This is a genomic window from Streptomyces sp. RLB3-17 (assembly GCF_007113425.2).
GTDB classification, from domain to species: domain Bacteria; phylum Actinomycetota; class Actinomycetes; order Streptomycetales; family Streptomycetaceae; genus Streptomyces; species Streptomyces mirabilis_D.
Genome location: NZ_CP041610.2, coordinates 7136046 through 7154501 on the forward strand (window position 1 = coordinate 7136046; position 18456 = coordinate 7154501).

Sequence of the window (18456 nt, forward strand, 5' to 3'; positions counted from 1 at the left end):
TCAAAACGTGGTGGATGCACGGTAGTTGACGCCGCCCGGCAAAAGGCCAAGAGCCTAGCCGGGCGGCGTCTTCGTGCGCGCTTGTTTCCGCAAAACTCCTGGGGCAAACGGGGTGTGAGCTTTCACACGCAACTGGGAATTGCCTCGCGGTGTCGGGTTACGGCAGAGTCTCATTCCTGTCAGGCCCCGCATACGACACACGTGTACCCCCAGCGGTACCGCACCTCAGGAACACCAGAACTCCATAGAGTCGTCGTATGCCGCCCGCGCACCACGCGGCACTTCCGTCACGGGAGTTGCCCACCGGGCCCGTGCCTCCCGTGACCCCGCAGTTGGGAGGCCAGCGTTCAGGGGCACGATTGCGTCCGCGAGGGTCACCTAAGCGGGCGATGCTGGAAGGAAACCGTGTGAGCCGGATTTCGGTCCGGGGACTCGCAGTGGCCTCGGCCACCGCGGTCACCGCTGTCGGCGCCGTGAGTGGTGTTGCCTCGGGCAACACCGGCCAGCCGTCGAACGACGCCGAGGCGATGGCGAGCGACTCGACTCTCCTCGCGGACATACCCGCGGGCCAGCAGGCCCAGGTGCAGACCGCGTCCCTGACGCAGCAGGCCGACGCACAGGCCATCGCCGCGGACGCGAGCGCCAAGAAGGACGCGGAGGAGGCTGCCCGTAAGCAGGCGGCCAAGGACGCGGTCGCGAAGCAGAAGGCCGCGGCGGACGCCAAGGCGCGCAAGGATGCCGCGGAAGCGGCCAGCCGCTCCCAGACGCGTGCCGCTGCCGCTGTCAGCCTGGCCCCGCAGTCCTCGTACACCGTCGCCGAGGTCCAGGCCATCGCGCGCCAGATCATCCCCAGCGGTCAGTTCCAGTGCTTCAGCAACATCGTGGACCACGAGTCCACCTGGAACTACAGGGCGCAGAACCCCTCGTCCGGCGCCTACGGTCTCGTGCAGTCGCTGCCCGGCAGCAAGATGGCGTCCGTCGGTGCCGACTGGCAGACCAACCCGGCCACGCAGATCAAGTGGGGCCTCAACTACATGAACGACCGCTACGGCAGCCCTTGCGATGCCTGGTCGTACTGGCAGGCTCACGGCAACTACTGAGCCGTCGTCACCTCCGGCCGCTCAACCTTTCGAAGCCCCTCCCCGTCCTAGGGTGAGGGGCTTCGGCCATGTACGGTCGGAACCGACGACTCCAGGGGGGAGTGGTGGGGAGAAGCGGGGGAAAAGGGCGGATCATGTCGAGAGTGCCAGGGTTGCTCGGCCGGCTCGGCGCCGGGCTGACCGAGCTGGGTGCACGGTTGGACGAGCGCCGCGCCGAGGTGGAGAAGGAGTCGGGGGGCTCGCTCGACCTGATCGACGAGACCGACGACCCGTCGCCGCGCGACTCCACGACGACGGCATGGACGGACGCGAAGCCTTCCGCATCCCCTGCCGACGCCGCTCCCGAACCCATCCCCGAACGTGAACCCGGATCCGATTTCGATTCCGAGGCGGAGCCCTCCGCCGTCTCCGCCCACCACACCCGTGGGCCGGAGACGGACACCCGGCCCGATCCCGTCCTGGCCGTGCCGTGGGGCGTACGGGTCGCGGCCGAGGCCGGCTGGCGGCTGCTCGTTCTCGCGGGCACCCTCTGGGTCTTGATGCGGGTGATCAGCGCCGTACAACTGGTCGTCCTGGCCTTCGTCGCCGCGCTGCTCATCACCGCGCTCCTTCAGCCCACCGTGGCGCGCCTGAAGAGAGTGGGATTCCCCAGGGGCCTCGCCACCGCGCTCACCGCGATCCTCGGCTTCGTCATCATGGGGCTGGTCGGCTGGTTCGTGGTCTGGCAGGTCCAGGAGAACATCGACAACCTCTCGAACCAGATCCAGGACGGCATCGACGAGTTGCGCAAGTGGCTCCTCAACAGCCCGTTCCATGTGACGGACAAGCAGATCAACGAGATCGCCAAGAACCTGCGGGACGCGATCGGCGCGAACACGGACCAGATCACGTCGGCGGGGCTGGAAGGCGTGACGGTCATAGTGGAAGCCCTGACCGGCATCCTCCTGACGATGTTCTCGACGCTCTTCCTTCTCTACGACGGCAAGCGGATCTGGGAGTGGACGCTGAAGCTGGTGCCGGCGGCGGCACGGCCGGGGGTGGCCGGGGCGGGGCCCCGCGCGTGGCGGACCCTGACGGCCTATGTGCGCGGCACGGTGATAGTGGCTCTGATCGACGCGATCTTCATCGGCCTCGGCATCTACTTCCTGAACGTCCCCATGGCCGTGCCCCTCGCCGTCTTCATCTTCCTCTTCGCGTTCATTCCGCTGGTGGGCGCGGTGATGTCGGGGGCGTTGGCGGTGGTGGTCGCGGTGGTGACGCAGGGTGTGTTCACCGCGCTGATGACGCTGCTCGTCGTGCTCGCGGTCCAGCAGATCGAGGGCCACATCCTCCAGCCGTTCATTCTGGGGCGGGCCGTGCGGGTGCATCCGCTGGCGGTGGTGCTGTCCGTCGCGGCGGGTGGGCTGGTCGCCGGGATCGGCGGGGCCGTGGTGGCGGTGCCGCTGGTGGCGGTCACCAACACGGTGGTGGGATACCTGCGTTCGTACTCCCGTGAGCCGGCACTGCGCCACGCGCCGGAGCCGCGGGGCGCCACCGCGGTGGATGTGGCCCCGGTGCGGCCCCCGTCTCCGTGACGATTCCGTCCACGAGGCGGGGGCTTCGCCCCGCATCCCCCGCCCGCCCGGATTCGTTTGGCTGCGGGCCCGGTGGGGGCTGGTCGCGCAGTTCCCCGTGCCCCAGGGGCGCGGGGAACTGCGCGCCAAGCCCCCACTCAGCCGCAGCCGAAGAACCCACCCGGGGGTCCGGGGGCGGAGCCCCGGGGTGAAGGCGAGGCCCCGCCCACCCGGGCAGGGTGAACGGGGCCTGAGAGAAGAGGCGGAGGTTACTCCGCGAGAACGGCTTCGGCGTCCAGCGTCGTGGCGACCGCCTGGATCACGGAAGCGATCTTGAACGCCTCCTGGATCGTCTCCCGGTCGACGCCCGCCTTGCGGAGCACCTGCTCATGGGAGTCAAGACACTGCCCGCAACCGTTGACCGCGGACACCGCCAGCGACCACAGCTCGAAGTCGACCTTCTCGACACCGGGGTTGCCGATGACGTTCATCCGCAGACCGGCCCGCAGGGTCCCGTACTCGGGGTCCGACAGCAGGTGCCGCGTGCGGTAGAAGACGTTGTTCATCGCCATGATCGCGGCAGCCGACTTGGCGGCGGTGTACGCCTCCGGCGACAGCTGGGCCTTCGCCTCCGGCTCCAGCTCCCGCAGCACCCGCGGCGACCGCGCCGCGATCGCGCACGCCAGCACCGTCCCCCACAGCTGCTGCTGCGGAAGGTCCGAGTTGCCGATGACGGAGCCGAGGTTGAGACGCAGGTCCTTCGCGTAGTCCGGCAGGGCGGACTTCAGTTCGTCGAGGGACATGGAGGGTTACTCACCCGCCAGGAGCGCCACCGGGTCGAGGGTGTTCTCGCCCTTGGTCCAGTTGCACGGGCAGAGCTCGTCCGTCTGGAGCGCGTCGAGGACCCGGAGGACCTCCTTGGGGTTACGGCCCACGGAACCGGCGGTCACCATGGAGAACTGGATCTCGTTGTTCTGGTCGACGATGAACACCGCACGCTTGGCGAAGCCGTCCTCGCCCTCGATGCCGAGGTCACGCATGAGCTCGTGCTTCGAGTCGGCCATCATCGGGAAGGGCAGGTCACGCAGGTCGTCGTGGTCCTTGCGCCAGGCGTGGTGCACGAACTCGGAGTCGCCGGAGAAGCCGAGCACCTGAGCGTCACGGTCGGCGAACTCGTCGTTCAGCTTGCCGAAGGCCGCGATCTCGGTCGGGCACACGAAGGTGAAGTCCTTGGGCCATGCGAAGATCACCTTCCACTGACCCTCGTAGGTCTTGTGGTTGATCTGCTGGAACTCCTCGCCCTTCTCCAGCGAGACACAGGCGGTCAGATCGAACTCGGGGAACTTGTCACCGACAGTGAGCACACGCTCTCCTTGCAGCGGGGAAAAGCCCTTTTTGGGGGCGTTTCCCGAGGGTTGGACGAAGCTGATGTTGGCACATGCTGCATTGATTACGGAAATAGCTACACTCGGTCGTGTTGATCGACTGCATCTATCAGTGACTATGAGTAAGAGGTACGGCCATGGTCAGCCCGATGGGCAACGCAAGCTCCAAGGGCTCCATGAGCGGCAAGGGAGCCATGGGCGGCAAAGGAGCCATGGGCGGCAAAGGAGCCATGAGTTCCAAGGGGAACGGGCGCCGTCAGCCGAGCCTCGCCCAGCTGCGCGCCTTCGCCGCCGTGGCCGAGCACCTGCACTTCCGTGACGCGGCCGCCGCGATCGGCATGAGCCAGCCCGCGCTGTCGGGCGCGGTCTCCGTCCTGGAGGAGACGCTCGGCGTGACCCTCCTGGAGCGTACGACCCGCAAGGTGCTGCTCTCACCCGCCGGCGAGCGTCTCGCCGTACGCGCGAAGGCGGTACTGGACGAGGTCGGCGCGCTCATGGAGGAGGCGGAGGCGGTACGGGCGCCGTTCACCGGGGCCCTGCGCCTCGGCGTCATCCCCACCGTCGCGCCCTACCTCCTGCCCACCGTCCTCAACCTGGTCCACGACCGCTACCCGGACCTCGATCTCCAGGTCCACGAGGAGCAGACCGCCAACCTCCTCGACGGGCTGACCTCCGGCCGTCTCGACCTGCTGCTGCTCGCCGTCCCCCTCGGTGTGCCCGGCATGACCGAACTCCCGCTGTTCGACGAGGACTTCGTGCTCGTCACCCCGCTCGACCACTCGCTCGGCGGCCGGGAGGGAATCCCCCGCGAAGCCCTGCGCGAGCTCAATCTGCTGCTGCTCGACGAGGGGCACTGTCTGCGCGACCAGGCCCTCGACATCTGCCGCGAGGCGGGCCGGGAGGACGCGCCGGTCACCACCACGGCTGCGGGCCTGTCGACCCTGGTCCAGCTCGTCGCCGGCGGCCTCGGCTGCACCCTGCTGCCGCGCACCGCCGTCAAGGTCGAGACGACCCGCAGCAACCAGCTCCTCACCGGCTACTTCGCGGACCCGGCGCCGACCCGGCGGATCGCGCTGGCGATGCGCGCCGGGGCCGCGCGCGGCGGCGAGTACGAAGAACTGGCCGCAGCGCTCCGAGAAGCGCTGCGACCGCTGCCTGTACGGGTGTGGGACCGGGACGCCTGAGCGCCCCGGCCCACGGGACCCGTCACTCGGTGCGCAGCCCGTCCGGCCGCATCAGGCGCAGCAGCGGTGGCAGGCTGAGTGCGGTCACCAGCAGGACGACTCCCGCGCCGATGCCGGTCATCGACAGCAGGCTCGGCCAGTCCACGCGCACCGAGACGCTCGTCATCTTCTGCAGGACCACGCCCAGGGTCACGCCGACCACGGAAGCGAGCAACAGACCCAGCGCGATCGGGATCGCGGTCTGCCAGAGCACCGACAGGCTCAGCGTGCGGCGTCGAGTGCCGAAGGCGACCAGGACGGAGAGCAGTTTCTTCCGCTCGCGCAGCTGTTCCAGCTGGGAGACCAGCAGGCTCGCGCCGATCAGGAACAGGACGCAGGCCGCGCCGACGGACAGGCCGGTGCGGATGGAGGTGTAGCGGTTGTCCTGCGCGGTCGACGCCCAGGTCCAGGCGTGGGCCAGCGGGCTGAGCTTTGCCGTGGTGTTGCGAACGAGGTCGTAGATGTCCGGTGCCGACTGGTCGATCTGCAGGTAGGCGTTGCCCTCGATCGCCTGTGCGGCCCCGGCCGGCAGAGCGCTCGGGGTGAACAGGATGCCGCCGGTCAGACCGTTCGTCGCATCCGTGCGGATCCGGGCTGCCTTGATGTCCTGCGGCACGGTCCAGGCGGCCTGCCTGCCCCTGAAGCTCTCGGCGTAGGAGGGGTCGATGTAGAGGGTTCGGCCGGGCTTGGCGAGCTTCGGCGCGTCCAGGTCGCTGTCGGGGCCCTTGACGAGGAAGACGTCGCCGTCGCGGCACGTCGGCAGCGTGGCCACCTCGCGCAGCGAAGCGCAGTTGCCGACGGTCACGCTCGTGGACGTGGTGGGGTCCCGCCTCTGGTCGCCCAGCGAACCGGAGCCGATCGCGGTGACCTGTCGTACGCCCTTGGTCCGCGCGAACTGCTCGCGGGCCTGGTCGAGCGGGACGTCGTACGGGAGGCGGATCTGCATCTGCGCCCGCTGGAGGTCGTTCGACGTGTCCTTGGTGTAGTCGCCCTCGACCCCGGCGAACAGCATTTGCAGGGCGATGGCGCCGGCCACCGCGACCGCGATGCCGTTGACCATGCGGGCTGCCGTTCCGCTGCTCAACTGGAGTCTGCGGATGGCGAGTTGCCAGGACACCGAGCCGGATCCGAGCCGGGCGACGACCGTTTCGACGATCCAGGGCAGCAGCGCCGTGACGCCGATCAGGAGCAGCAGGACACCGCCGATCACCAGGTACTGGTTGAAGTTTCCGCTGGTGTTGCCCTTGCCGATCATCGGGTAGAGCATCGCGAGTCCGCCGATCGGCAGCAGCAGCCGCCACCACAGCCGGCGCCGCGCGGGCTTGGCCGCACGGACCACTCCGAGCGGCTCGATGACGACCCCGCGCAGTGCGAGCAGGGTGACGAGGACCGCGGCCGCGGGCACCGCGACGGCGACCAGGGCGGCCAGTGCGGGCGTGGGGTTCAGATAGCTCGGGAACACGCTCTTGCCGAAGATCTCGACGGATCCCGCCAGTTGCCGGGCCAGCAGGAAGAAGACGGTGCCGAAGACGAGCCCGAGGACGGAGCCCGAGAGTGCCTCGCCCGCGGCGATCCGCCGGGTCATCCGGCTGTCGGAGCCGACCAGGCGCAGTGCCGCGAGCCGCCGGTCGCGCCGCTCGCCGCCGAAGCGCACGGCCGCGGCGATGAAGACACCGACCGGCAGCAGCAGCACCACGAAGACGACGATGATCAGGAGGAGGAGTACCGGGTCCAGTTTGTCGGGCGGTCCGAGGGGCTCCCCGAAGTGGTCGATACGGGTCACTCTGGAGCCGTCGATCCTCGGGGCGAGGTTGTCGGCGCCCGCGTAGAAGCTGAGTTCGTTCGCGCCGACGAGACCGGGCTCCCCGATGGTGCCGATGGTGCGGTAGGGCAGCCGCTCGCGCAGCAGTTTCCCGCTGCCGGACTTCAGCAGGTCCGCCAGCGCGGGGGAGACCACCATCTCGCCCGGCGCCGGGATCTTCTTCACCCCTGGCGGCAGCGGCGCGCGAGCCCCCTCGGCCTGCACCTCGCGTCCGCGGATGTCCTTGTCGCGGTAGGTGTCGTCGACGGCCGCGACGAGAAGGGTCCGATCGGACGCCTTCGGTATGCCCACATCGGTGAACGTGATGTCCGTACGGGCCTTCTCGCGGTCGCTGCGGGCCTGGAGCGCGCTCGGCAGCGCCGTGGTGAGCAGCAGCAGCGCGACGCCGAGCCCGACCCCGACGGCCGTGAGGACCGCGCGCATCCAGCCCTCGCGTCCGCCGGTGAAGGCGAACTTGGCGCCCATGGCCAGGTCTCTGGACCACTGCCGGACGCTGGGAGCGGCGCTCATACGACCCGCTCCATGTCGCGGGACTTTCCGTCGCGTACGACGATCTCGCGGTCCGAGTAGGCGGCCACCCGTGCCTCGTGCGTGACGAGGACGACGGCGGCGTTGGTCGAGCGGGCCGCCTCGGTGAGCAGATCCATCACGCGTTCGCCGTTGAAGGAGTCGAGTGCTCCGGTGGGCTCGTCCGCGAAGAGTACGCGCGGGCTGGTGACCAGTGCCCGGGCCACGGCGACCCGCTGTCCCTGGCCGCCGGATATCTCGCCCGGCCGCTTGCCCTTGAGGTCGTCGACCTCCAGCCGTTCCATCCAGGACAGGGCGGTTCGCTCGGCCTCCTTGCGCCCGGTGCCGTTGAGCCGCAGCGGGAGGGCGACGTTCTCGACGCAGGTGAGTTCGGGAACGAGCTGCCCGAACTGGAACACGAACCCGAACTCGCTGCGCCGCAGCGCGCTGCGCTGGGCGTCGTTCATGGTCGCCATCTCCTGGCCGTTGTAGACGATGGACCCGGAGTCCGGTGTCACGATGCCGGCCAGGCAGTGCAGGAGGGTCGACTTGCCGGAGCCGGAGGGGCCCATCACGGCGACGACCTCGCCCGGGTGGATGGAGAACTCGGCGCCGTCGAGGGCACTGGTGGGGCCGTACGCCTTGCGCAGGTCGTGGGCCGTGAGCAGGGAGCCTGCGGGGGTCATCGGGTTACCGCCTCGGCGAGTTTTTCGAGGCGCGCGGCGGTGAGCTCCAGCCACCGCAGGTCGGCCTCCAGGTGGAAGAGGGCGTGGTCGCAGATCAGCTGGTCGGCGAGGTCGCCCTTGCGCTTGCGGTCCGTCAGGATGCGCATCATCCGCAGGTGCTCGGAGCGCTGTCTGTCGAGGATCTCGGACGCGTCCCGGTGTGTGAGCAGCGCGAGAACGACCTTCGTGTAGAGGGTCGACTGCAGATACGGCTCGGGCTTCTCCGGCGTCGCGAGCCACCGCTGTACGTCGGTGATCCCGGCGTCGGTGATCGCGTACCGCTTCCGCTCCGGGCCGCCGCCCGCCTCTATCCCGTCGACCTCGACGAGTCCGTGCTTGAGCAGTCGCGACATCGTCGAGTAGACCTGGCCGTAGTGCAGCGGCCGGTCGTGACCGAACTTCTCGTCGAAGGCCCGCTTCAGGTCGTAACCGTGGCGGGGCCCGGACTCCAGGAGTCCTAGGAGGGTGTGACCGATGGACATGCCGAGCACTCTACACACGGCGTATACACCGCACGTATACACGCCGCGAATAGATCATGGTGGGCCCCGCGTTCGTGCAGGTCACGCCGGAATGTCACGGTTCCGTCACCGCGATTCCCTCGCCCCCGCCGCCCCTACCCGTCCCACCCCTGGGGGCTCCGCCCCCAGCCCCCCGATCGTCCTGAACGGCCTCGTCCTCAAACCCCGGAGGGGCGGAAAGAAGCGGACCGGGGTGGGCGAGGGCCGGGTCGGTGAGAGCGCCGGCCTTCGGCCTTGTCCTCCAACGCCGGAGGGGCTGAAAGAAGCGGGCCGGGGTGGGCGGGGGCCGGGTGAGTGGGAGCGCCGGCCTTCGGCCTTGTCCTCCAACGCCGGAGGGGCTGAAAGAAGCGGGCCGGGGTGGGCGGGGGCCGGGTGAGTGGGAGCGCCGGCCTTCGGCCTTGTCCTCCAACGCCGGAGGGCTTGCAGGGCGCGGGCTGGAGTGGGTGGGGGGCGACCCTCGCCTTGTTCTCGATCGAGGGACGGCCCGAATGCCGCGGGCCCGGGGCGGGCGGGGCACCGGCCCCGTTCTGAAACATCGCGAGGACCGAGGCCTTTAGGGGCGCGGGGAACTGCGCGCCCGGCCCCCACCCACTCGCACCCGAAGAACCACCCCCGGTCCCTCAGGGGCGCGAGGAACTGCGCGACCAGCCCCCACCGGCCCGCAGCCGAAGTACGACCCCCGGCTTTCAGGGGCGCGGGGAACTGCGCGACCGGCCCCCACCGGCCCGCAGCCGAAGAACCACCCCCGGTTCCTCAGGGGCGCGAGGAACTGCGCGACCAGCCCCCACCCGCCCGCAGCCGGAGTGCGACCCCCGGCTTTCAGGGGCGCGGGGAACTGCGCGACCGGCCCCCACTCACCCGCAGGCAGCGGACAGGCGGACGCGGCGGGGAGAGGAACCCGGCGGTGCCTACTCCTCCGTCGCGTCCGTCGCGGACGCGGACGGTCGCCCCCGTCGAGGAATCGGCCCCGCCCCACCCGGCAACCGCCCCGCCTCCGCAAGCGCCCGCCGCAACAGATACTCGATCTGCGCGTTCGCCGAGCGCAGCTCATCCGCCGCCCACCGAGCCAGCGCTTCATGGACCAGCGGATCCAGCCGCAGCAGAACCTGCTTGCGCGACTGCGACTGCGGCTGCTGCGGCTGTGGCCGACGCTCGGGGACCGACCCCCCGGAGGGATCCGTCACTGGTAGAGGGACCCCGTGTTCAGGACGGGCTGCGGAGCCCGGTCACCGCACAACACCACCAACAGGTTCGACACCATCGCCGCCTTCCGCTCGGGGTCCAGATCCACGATGTCCCGCTCGGCGATCCGGGCGAGCGCGGCCTCGACCATCCCGACCGCCCCGTCCACGATCTCCCGCCGCGCCGCGACCACCGCCCCGGCCTGCTGGCGCTGGAGCATCGCGGAGGCGATCTCGGGAGCGTACGCGAGATGCGTGAAGCGCGACTCGATGATCGAGACCCCGGCCGCCTCCACACGCGCGTGCAGTTCGACGGCGAGCTTCTCGGTGATCTCCTCGGCGTTGCCGCGCAGCGAGAGACCGTCCGCCTCGTGGGCGTCGTAGGGGTACTCGATCGCGATGTGCCGTACGGCCGCCTCGGTCTGGGTGGCGACGAACTCCAGGAAGTCGTCGACCTCGAAGGTGGCCTGCGCGGTGTCCTCGACCCTCCAGACCACGACCGCGGCGAGCTCTATCGGGTTGCCGTAGGCGTCGTTGACCTTGAGGACGGCGGTCTCGTGGTTGCGTACCCGGGTCGAGATCCTGGTGCGGGAGGTGAAGGGGTTCACCCAGCGCAGCCCGTCCTGGCGGATCGTCCCCCGGTACCGCCCGAAGAGCTGGACGACCCGCGCCTCACCGGGCGCCACCGTGTTCAGCCCGCACATCGCGATGAACGCGGCGAGGCCGATCAGGATGCCGGGGACGATCAGCGCGGCCTTCGCCCCGCCGGCGTCGACCGTCGTGGCGGCCGCGATCAGGCCGGCGCCGAGCAGCAGCCCGACCAGCCCGAACAGCAGTGCGAGCCCGCCGCCGATGCTGTGCGCGGCGAACTCCCGTACCCGCGGATCAGGCATCCGCGGCACGTCCGCGGGAGCGGAGGAGTCGGTGGGAGTGGAGCCGTGGGGAGTGGAGTCGTGTTCCGGCATGGGTGCCCCCGTTTTCGTACGGCGGGAGCCCGTATGACTCCCGCCCGTCCATGGCCGTCGAGGCCTATCTAAGTGATATCACTTTACCCGCCATGGCAACCTTCCACCCCTCTCGCACGTCGGTTGAGATGGGGCGGATGCGATGTCCTGAGTGGTACGTGCTGATTGTCACGTCCGCAAAAGACCGGATCGGCGGCCCTTTGTCATAGCGCGTGGTGTTAGTTTGCTGAGCCGACCTCAGCGGCGAACCTGTGTGACGCGCGAACACGAACGCGACACCCGAGCGCGTGAGTGAACGCGGCAGGACACGCGTACAAGAGAGCGCGACACGAGAGCGAGCGGAGCGGACGCAGCCATGGGACGAGCGGAAGAGAGACGAGCGCGGCAGCACGGTGGCCGCCGCGCGGCGGCCATGCCCTCGTCCGGAGGAAAGCCCCGCCGCACCGGCATACGCCGGTTCGTGAACTGGAAGACGATCCTCGGCACCTTCCTGGGCTTCTGTCTGCTCGGCATGGGTGCCTTCCTCGTGCTCTACATGGTGGTGTCCATACCCCAGAGCAACGCGGCCGCCACGCAGCAGAGCAACATCTACAAGTACAGCGACGGCAGCACGCTCGCCCGAACCGGCAAGGTCAACCGCGAGATCGTCGGCCTGGACAAGGTGCCCAAGGACGTCCAGAAGACCTTCGTCGCCGCGGAGAACAAGTCCTTCTACAAGGACGCCGGCGTCGACCTCAAGGGCACGGCCCGCGGTCTGATCAACACCCTGTCCGGCAAGGGCAAGCAGGGTGGTTCGACGATCACCCAGCAGTACGTCAAGAACTTCTACCTCACCCAGGACCAGACCGTCACGCGCAAGCTGAAGGAACTGGTCATCGCGCTGAAGGTGGACCGTCAGCAGACCAAGGACGACATCCTCGCGGGCTACATCAACACCAGCTACTACGGCCGCAACTCCTACGGCATCCAGGCGGCGGCCCAGGCGTACTACGGCAAGGACGCGAGCGATCTCACGGTCGAGCAGGGCGCGTACCTCGCCTCGCTGCTCCAGGCCCCGAGCCAGTACGACTGGGGTGTCGCCACGGACACCGGCAAGCGGCTGGTGACGGCCCGCTGGAACTACACCCTCAACAACATGGTCGAGGAGGGCTGGCTGTCCGCCGCCAAGCGCGCGACCTTGAAGTTCCCGGTCCCGCAGGACCCCAAGGGCGTGCCCGGCATGGAGGGCCAGACCGGCTATCTGGTGGACGCGGCCAACAGCGCGCTGGCCAACCGGCTGGTGGCCAAGGGTGCCGCCGCCAACTACGAGGACGCCAAGGCGCTCGTCGACGCGGGCGGCTGGACGATCACGCTCAACATCGACAAGAAGAAGCAGACGCAGCTGGAAGTCGCCGTCAAGACCAAGCTCACCGGCAAGCTGGACGCCAAGAAGCGCAGGGTCGACGGTGATGTCGAGGCCGGTGCCGCGTCCGTCGACCCCAAGACCGGCAAGGTCGTGGCGATGTACGGCGGCGAGGACTACTTCAAGCACTACGTGAACAACGCGACCCGCCCCGACTACCAGCCCGCCTCCACCTTCAAGCCGCTGATCTTCGCGGCGGCCCTGGAGGAGCAGGCCAAGACGCAGGACGGCCAGGACATCACGGCGGACACGGTCTACGACGGCACCAGCGGTCGCTCCGTCAAGGGCAGCAGCATCGGCTTCGCGCCGCCCAACGAGGACAACCAGGACTACGGCGACGTCACCGTCCAGACCGCGATGAACAAGTCCATCAACTCCGTCTTCGCGCAGATGGGCGTCGACGTCGGCATGGACGAGGTCCTCAAGGTCGCCGGCAAGCTCGGCATGGACACCAAGGGCATGCAGGCGGTGCCCGCGCAGACCCTCGGCACCATGGGCGCGAGCCCGCTGGAGATGGCGGGCATCTACGCGACCCTCGACAACCACGGTCGCAAGGTCACCCCGGCCGTCGTCGCCTCGGCCGAGCACAAGGACAGCCGGGTCGACTTCCCGAACCCGATCGGCGACCAGGTCATCAGCCCCCAGGCGGCCGACACGGTCACCTCGGTGCTCACCGGCGTGGTCAACGACGGTACGGCCCAGGTCTCGGTGGCCCAGGCGGTCGACCGCAACGGCCAGCAGGTCGCGGGCAAGACGGGTACGTCCGACAACAACAAGTCGGCCTGGTTCACCGGGTACACGCCGAACCTGGTCACCTCGGTCGGTCTGTTCGGAGAGGTCCCCAAGGACCGCAAGGACAGCGGTGGCAACGTGGTCAAGCAGGGGACGCAGGTCTCCCTGAAGGGCGCCGCGGGCGGCGGCCGTGTCAACGGCGGCGGCTTCCCGGCCCAGATATGGGCGGCGTACACCTTCAACGCGATGGGCAGCGTGAGCACGTTCGAGCTGGACACCACCCAGGGCGCGGCGATGGAGCCCACCACCCCGCCGACGATCAGCGAATCGCCGACCGAGACGCCGTCGCAGACCCCGACCACCGAGCCCCCGACCACCCCGGCGACGACACCCCCGACCACTCCGGCGGGGACCCCGACGTCCGAGCCCCCGACCACCCCGGCGACGACACCCCCGACCACTCCGGCGGGGACCCCGACCGACCAGATCACACCGCAGGACCCGTTCAACCCGAACAACCAGCAGTAACCGTCGAAAAGGCCCACCAGGGCCTGAGGAGAAGGGCGTCCGGTGACCCACCGGGCGCCCTTCTCGTGTCACTCGGACCGAGGCTCATGGTCGAGATGATCGCGTATATCTGGCGGATTCCCTTGATGGGGCGATTTATTGCCGGTTGATTATCGGCCACAAAGGCCGGAACTTTAAAGTTCTATGAGAAATTCGTTGACTCGGGTTGGGTGTCTGGACCATTCTCCCGTCAACGGGGAGGGGATCTTGGCGACACCTTGCGCTGCGCGCTGACCGGCTGACTGCGCTCAATTCCTGTCTTGTCTGAATCCGCGAACTCCGAACTCTCTGTGCGGCCCATCAGGCATGCCCGGATTGTGGTCAAGGTGCCCTTTCCTTTTCAGGGCTCTCGTAGTGCGGGAGCCATGTGAGAAGGGGATGTTTTGAGACTCTGCAGACGAATGCGGGCACGGCTGGCCGCGTTGGCGGCCGGTGCGTTACTCGCCGGACTCACGCAGCCCGTGGCCTGGGCCGATCCACCGGCACCGACGTCCTCCGCCACGAAGGCGGCGACCGAGGCTCGGCGTGACGCGGTGCCGTCGGCCGAGCGGGCCGCGGTGCTGGGCAAGGGGTGGCGGGCGTCCGGCGACGTGGCGTGGACGACCTCGGGGGACGCGGACGGCTTCCATCTCCTGACCGCCAGGAAGAAGGACGGATACAGCTGGCGCACCATCGCGTCGCTTTCCGAGCCTGGATTCGACGCCGACGCCTGGATCGGCAACACCTGCGTCACCGGTTCGGGTAAGCGCGCGGTTGTGGTCTATGCGCCGCGTACCTTCACCAACAAGCCCCAGCTGATGGCTCGGGGCGGGTTCACCGCGGTGGTCGATCTGGCTTCCGGCCGGGTGACGAAGCTGGACCTCAAGGCGTCGCTGTCCTACTACAACCCGGGCTGCGGACCTGGTGAGACAGTGATCCTGACCCAGTCCGGTGGTGAGGACCGGCCCGGCACCCGGCTGTTCCGGCTGAACGCCTCAACAGGCGGGATCGGCAAGCCGATCCCGGTCAAGGGGCAGGTCACCTCGGCCGTCCCGGCCATCGGCGGTTCCATAGCCGCGGCCTCCGGCGCGGAGGTCATCAAGGTCGACTCCAGAGGGCGGCGCACGGCTCTCGCCCGTACCGACGGTGTGCCCTACCGCCTGACGCCCGACGGCGACGGGGGGATCACCTTCCTCGACAAGCACGGTGCCACGTCCAAGGTGAAGCGCATCACGGCCGGTGCCGTCGCGCACCCCGACGCACGCACCACGCGGGCGACCGTGCTGGCCCGGGGCCTCGCCACCGAGACCGGACTGACCCGCAGCGCCGGCACCGTGTATGTGACCGGCACGACCAGGCCGACAGCAGCCCGAACGCCGACCACGGTGAAGAGGCTCGCGTCGACGCCGACGGACGTCACCGTGTCCACACGTGGCGAGGCCGTCCTGACCCACACGGCCTGGGCCGACGGCAAGGGCACCCTGCTGCAGCCCGGCGAGGCCACCAAGGCCCGTACGGTGAAGATGTCCCTGACCACCCGCGCCACCGGACGCAAGGCCTCCTTCACCGTCGATCCGGCGCACCGGGTGTCGGCCTACGCGAGCCAGGGCCGTGACGCGTCCCCGGGGCTGCTGTCCGGTTCCGGAGGTACCGCCAAGGCGTCGGTGACCACGACGGCCGCGGGTGACCCGAGCGACCCGGTGGAGGCGGAGCGCACCTGCTCCGTACCGCGCAACGATGTGCGCAACCAGGCCATGCAGCCCAAGCCGCGTCAGGTGGAGTGGGCGGTCGACATGGCGGTCAAGGGCTTGCTGAACACGCACATCTCGCGCCCCGCGAACTGGAAGAACCTCGGCATGCCCGCGTACATGCCGCAGTCGCTCTTCCTGAACCCGGCGCTCGACGGCGGCGGCCGCGCCATGGCGCAGGTCATGCTCGGCGTGACCACTCAGGAATCGAACATGTGGCAGGCCGGCCGGGAGGCCGTGCCCGGGGTCACCGCCAGCCCGCTGATCGGCAACTACTACGGCATCAACCTCTACGACGGCGACCCCAGCAACGACTGGGACGTCGACTTCGCCAAGGCGGACTGCGGTTACGGCATCACGCAGATCACCGACCACATGCGGATGGCCGGCCGCGAGGACGGCCACGGCGGTGCGGCCTGGGACTACCAGAAGCAGCGGGCCGCCGCGCTGGACTACACCGCCAACATCGCCGCGGGCCTGCAGACCCTCGTCTCCAAGTGGAACGAGACCCGCGCCGCCGGCATGATCGCCAACCACGGCACCAGCGGCCGGCCGGAGAACTGGTACTTCGCCCTGTGGGCGTACAACTCCGGCTTCCACCCCAACGCCGGTGACGGCTCGCCGTGGGGTCTGGGCTGGGCCAACAACCCCGCCAATCCCGAATGGGACGCCGGACGGCTGCCGTTCATGGAGAACGCGGCCGGCGGCGAGGACGCCAGCGCCGCGGCCCGCCCGCAGAACTGGCCCTACCAGGAGAAGGTCCTCGGCTTCGCTGCCCACCCGCCGTCCTTCCTGGAATCGCCCGGCACGCTGGTCCCCGCGTTCCGCCCCGCCACCTGGAACGGCACCAGCTCGGCCGTCACGGTCAAGGGCAGCGCGCTCTACAACCGGGCCCACCTCAAGGCGCCCGAGGACGCCTTCTGCGACTCCTCCAACAGCTGCGACCCGAGCCGGATCTCCGACGGCGCCTCCAACGACAGCGCGAGCAGCGGTCCCTGCGGCCGTGACGACGTCAAGTGCTGGTGGAACAAGCCGGTGACGTGGAAGACCGACTGCGTCGACACCTGCGGATACGAGTTCGTCCGCTTCGGTGACACCGCGCCGGAAGAGCCCGACGGCACGGCGTATCCGCCGAGCTGCGGCACCGGCGGACTCCCGGGCGGGGCTCTCATCGTCGACGACGTCCCGGCCGACACCCCCGTCGTCCGAGCGGGCTGCAGCAACTCCTGGACGAACTCCGGCACCTTCAGCTTCAACTTCGCCAACAACTCGGTCGAGACCGTCTACCCGGCCAAGGTCGACCTCCACCAACTGGGCGCGGGCTTCGGCGGTCACTTCTGGTTCGGTCACACGCGCGCGGACGACGCCAAGGGCCAGCGGCTGAAGATCACCGGTGACTGGAAGCTCAACAGGGAGCTCGACAAGGACGCCAGGGTCTGGGTGCACCTTCCCGACCACGGTGCGCAGACCAAGCTCGCCAAGTACCAGATCAAGACCCGCAACGGCTGGCGCACCAGGACCGTCTCCCAGCCGGGTGACAGCAACCGGTGGGTGAAGCTCGGGATCTTCCGGACCAAGGGCATCGTGCCCGAGGTCAAGCTGAACACGATCACGTCCGACGGCACGGGGGACGAGGACATCGCCTTCGACGCCGTGGCGTTCGAGCCCGGGGACTGGGACTTCGTACCCGATATCGTCATCCCGGAGGGCGACCCCGACGCGCCCGACCCGGTGTGGGAGGACACGGACCGGCAGAAGCAGCCGAATCCCGAGGGCACGACGCTGGCGGCGAACAAGGAGCGCTGCGTCGCGACGGACCACGAGGGCACACGCCAGTGCGTGAAGCTCGACTACGACATCAAGAAGTACGGCGCCCGGAAGTGGCAGCAGTCCAAGAGCTCCAGGAGTGGCGTCGCCGCGGCCGCCGCCCCGCTGGTGTCGTGGTGCGACGACCCCACCGTCTCCGGCTACACCATCACGCGCCGCGAAGGCTGCAACAAGCTGGCCGTCGTGATCAGGTGGGACCACAACGGCGAGACGGTGGGGACGGCCGTCTTCGCGGTTCGCGAGGAGATCCTGCTGGAGAACAAGGCCGTGTTCCGCGAGCGGATGTTCATGAGCCCGCTGTCCCTCGACGCCTCGTTGGGCACCGTGTCCCTGGACTACTGGGACGCGATCTGCACACCGGACTGCGACGAGGCCTACCAGGGCACCTGGGACGGTCTCACCGTGTGGGAACCCGTCGTGGACACGCACTGGGCGTCGGCGACCAGGACGTTCACCTGGAACAACGCTGTGTCCGGTACGTCCCAGAAGTTCGACCGGGGTACGTTCCTCAACTTCAAGGCGGCTGCCCCCGAGGCGGCCGGAGCGGCCGCGACCATCAAGCCGTCCTGGACTTTCTGGGGAGAGGTCGAATGTGACAACAGCGTCGCCGTGACCAATTCGACCGGCTGCGTCTTCGCCAAGAACACACCGACATGGCAGACCAACACCAAGCGCTATCCGGCCGCTGCCGCCTACTACTGGGTGCTGCGGGAGAAACTTGCGGACCATCCGGGCAGCAAGAAGTACAACAAACCGATGCACCGCATGACGGACAAGGTCCAGCAGGAACACAACCGCAACACGATTTGCAACAAAACCGGCGCCGGCAAGTGGACGGCACACCCGGACGCCACCGGGGACACCCAGGGAGTGCAGTGCGACGAGTTCCCCTTCGCCGCCACCCTGGAGAGCGGAGGAATACCGACACCGGTCGTCAACGGAGGGATCTGCGCGCAGCTCTTCGCGCAGAAGCAGGACGACGGCACCTGGCGCCTCTTCGACGACGACGGGTACGACCCGCCCACGTGGAAGGAGATCTGCGGGCGTGCTTCCATGCCGGGCAAGCAGAACGGAGACGCGGGAAGAGGCCCGGGACTGTCGGGCTTCTTCACCAAGGCACGGGTGCAGAACGGCGGGGCGTTCTACATGGAGGTTCCGCAGATGGAGGGATGCAATCCCGATGACGTCTGCGTCATCCGTCCCTGAACCAACGCCCTTC

General features: G+C 68.9%; 12 protein-coding genes. 5 read left to right on the forward strand and 7 right to left on the reverse strand.

Going from position 1 to position 18456, the window contains the following annotated elements; all coding sequences use genetic code 11:
- Window positions 1-407 precede the first annotated feature (407 nt).
- Together FNV62_RS32420 and FNV62_RS32425 are read left to right on the forward strand one after the other, a co-directional pair.
- Window positions 408-1100, forward strand: coding sequence for a transglycosylase SLT domain-containing protein (locus FNV62_RS32420; protein ID WP_225900452.1), 693 nt, complete (start codon window positions 408-410; stop codon window positions 1098-1100).
- 134 nt (window positions 1101-1234) lie between these two features.
- On the forward strand, window positions 1235-2674 hold the full coding sequence (locus tag FNV62_RS32425; RefSeq protein ID WP_143627951.1) for an AI-2E family transporter: 1440 nt from the start codon (window positions 1235-1237) through the stop codon (window positions 2672-2674).
- A 248-nt stretch (window positions 2675-2922) separates the two neighbouring features.
- On the opposite strand, the gene FNV62_RS32430 is transcribed toward FNV62_RS32425, so the two are convergent.
- Both FNV62_RS32430 and FNV62_RS32435 read right to left on the reverse strand, forming a co-directional pair.
- Complete coding sequence (locus FNV62_RS32430; protein ID WP_060894603.1) at window positions 2923-3456, reverse strand: alkyl hydroperoxide reductase; 534 nt, start codon at window positions 3454-3456, stop codon at window positions 2923-2925.
- Window positions 3457-3462: 6 nt separating this feature from the next.
- Window positions 3463-4017 (reverse strand): peroxiredoxin, encoded by a 555-nt coding sequence (locus tag FNV62_RS32435; RefSeq protein ID WP_054235005.1) that lies wholly within the window; start codon window positions 4015-4017, stop codon window positions 3463-3465.
- Window positions 4018-4268: 251 nt separating this feature from the next.
- On the opposite strand from FNV62_RS32435, the gene FNV62_RS32440 reads away from it, so the two are divergent.
- Window positions 4269-5222 (forward strand): LysR substrate-binding domain-containing protein, encoded by a 954-nt coding sequence (locus tag FNV62_RS32440; RefSeq protein WP_097289186.1) that lies wholly within the window; start codon window positions 4269-4271, stop codon window positions 5220-5222.
- 22 nt (window positions 5223-5244) lie between these two features.
- Here FNV62_RS32440 and FNV62_RS32445 read toward each other — a convergent pair whose 3' ends face one another.
- From FNV62_RS32445 to FNV62_RS32465, 5 genes are all read right to left on the reverse strand, one after another.
- Window positions 5245-7593 carry an ABC transporter permease gene (locus FNV62_RS32445; RefSeq protein ID WP_164331803.1) on the reverse strand — a complete coding sequence of 783 codons (2349 nt, stop codon included), beginning with the start codon at window positions 7591-7593 and terminating at the stop codon, window positions 5245-5247.
- A complete protein-coding gene (locus tag FNV62_RS32450) occupies window positions 7590-8276 on the reverse strand; it encodes an ABC transporter ATP-binding protein (protein WP_097286090.1) in 687 nt (228 codons plus the stop codon). Before FNV62_RS32450 ends, FNV62_RS32445 begins: the two co-directional genes overlap by 4 nt.
- Complete coding sequence (locus FNV62_RS32455) at window positions 8273-8797, reverse strand: PadR family transcriptional regulator (RefSeq protein ID WP_054235008.1); 525 nt, start codon at window positions 8795-8797, stop codon at window positions 8273-8275. Before FNV62_RS32455 ends, FNV62_RS32450 begins: the two co-directional genes overlap by 4 nt.
- A gap of 947 nt (window positions 8798-9744) precedes the next feature.
- Entirely contained in the window at window positions 9745-10020 is a 276-nt protein-coding gene (locus FNV62_RS32460) for a toxin-antitoxin system HicB family antitoxin (RefSeq protein ID WP_143627953.1), read from the reverse strand.
- The gene (locus FNV62_RS32465) at window positions 10017-10982 is read right to left on the reverse strand and encodes an SPFH domain-containing protein (RefSeq protein ID WP_143627955.1); all 966 of its coding nucleotides are present in this window, start codon (window positions 10980-10982) and stop codon (window positions 10017-10019) included. Before FNV62_RS32465 ends, FNV62_RS32460 begins: the two co-directional genes overlap by 4 nt.
- 355 nt (window positions 10983-11337) lie before the next feature.
- On the opposite strand from FNV62_RS32465, the gene FNV62_RS32470 reads away from it, so the two are divergent.
- Together FNV62_RS32470 and FNV62_RS32475 are read left to right on the forward strand one after the other, a co-directional pair.
- Window positions 11338-13644, forward strand: coding sequence for a transglycosylase domain-containing protein (locus FNV62_RS32470; protein ID WP_143627957.1), 2307 nt, complete (start codon window positions 11338-11340; stop codon window positions 13642-13644).
- Window positions 13645-14084: 440 nt separating this feature from the next.
- Window positions 14085-18443, forward strand: coding sequence for a hypothetical protein (locus tag FNV62_RS32475; RefSeq protein WP_143627959.1), 4359 nt, complete (start codon window positions 14085-14087; stop codon window positions 18441-18443).
- The last annotated feature ends 13 nt before the right edge of the window (window positions 18444-18456 follow it).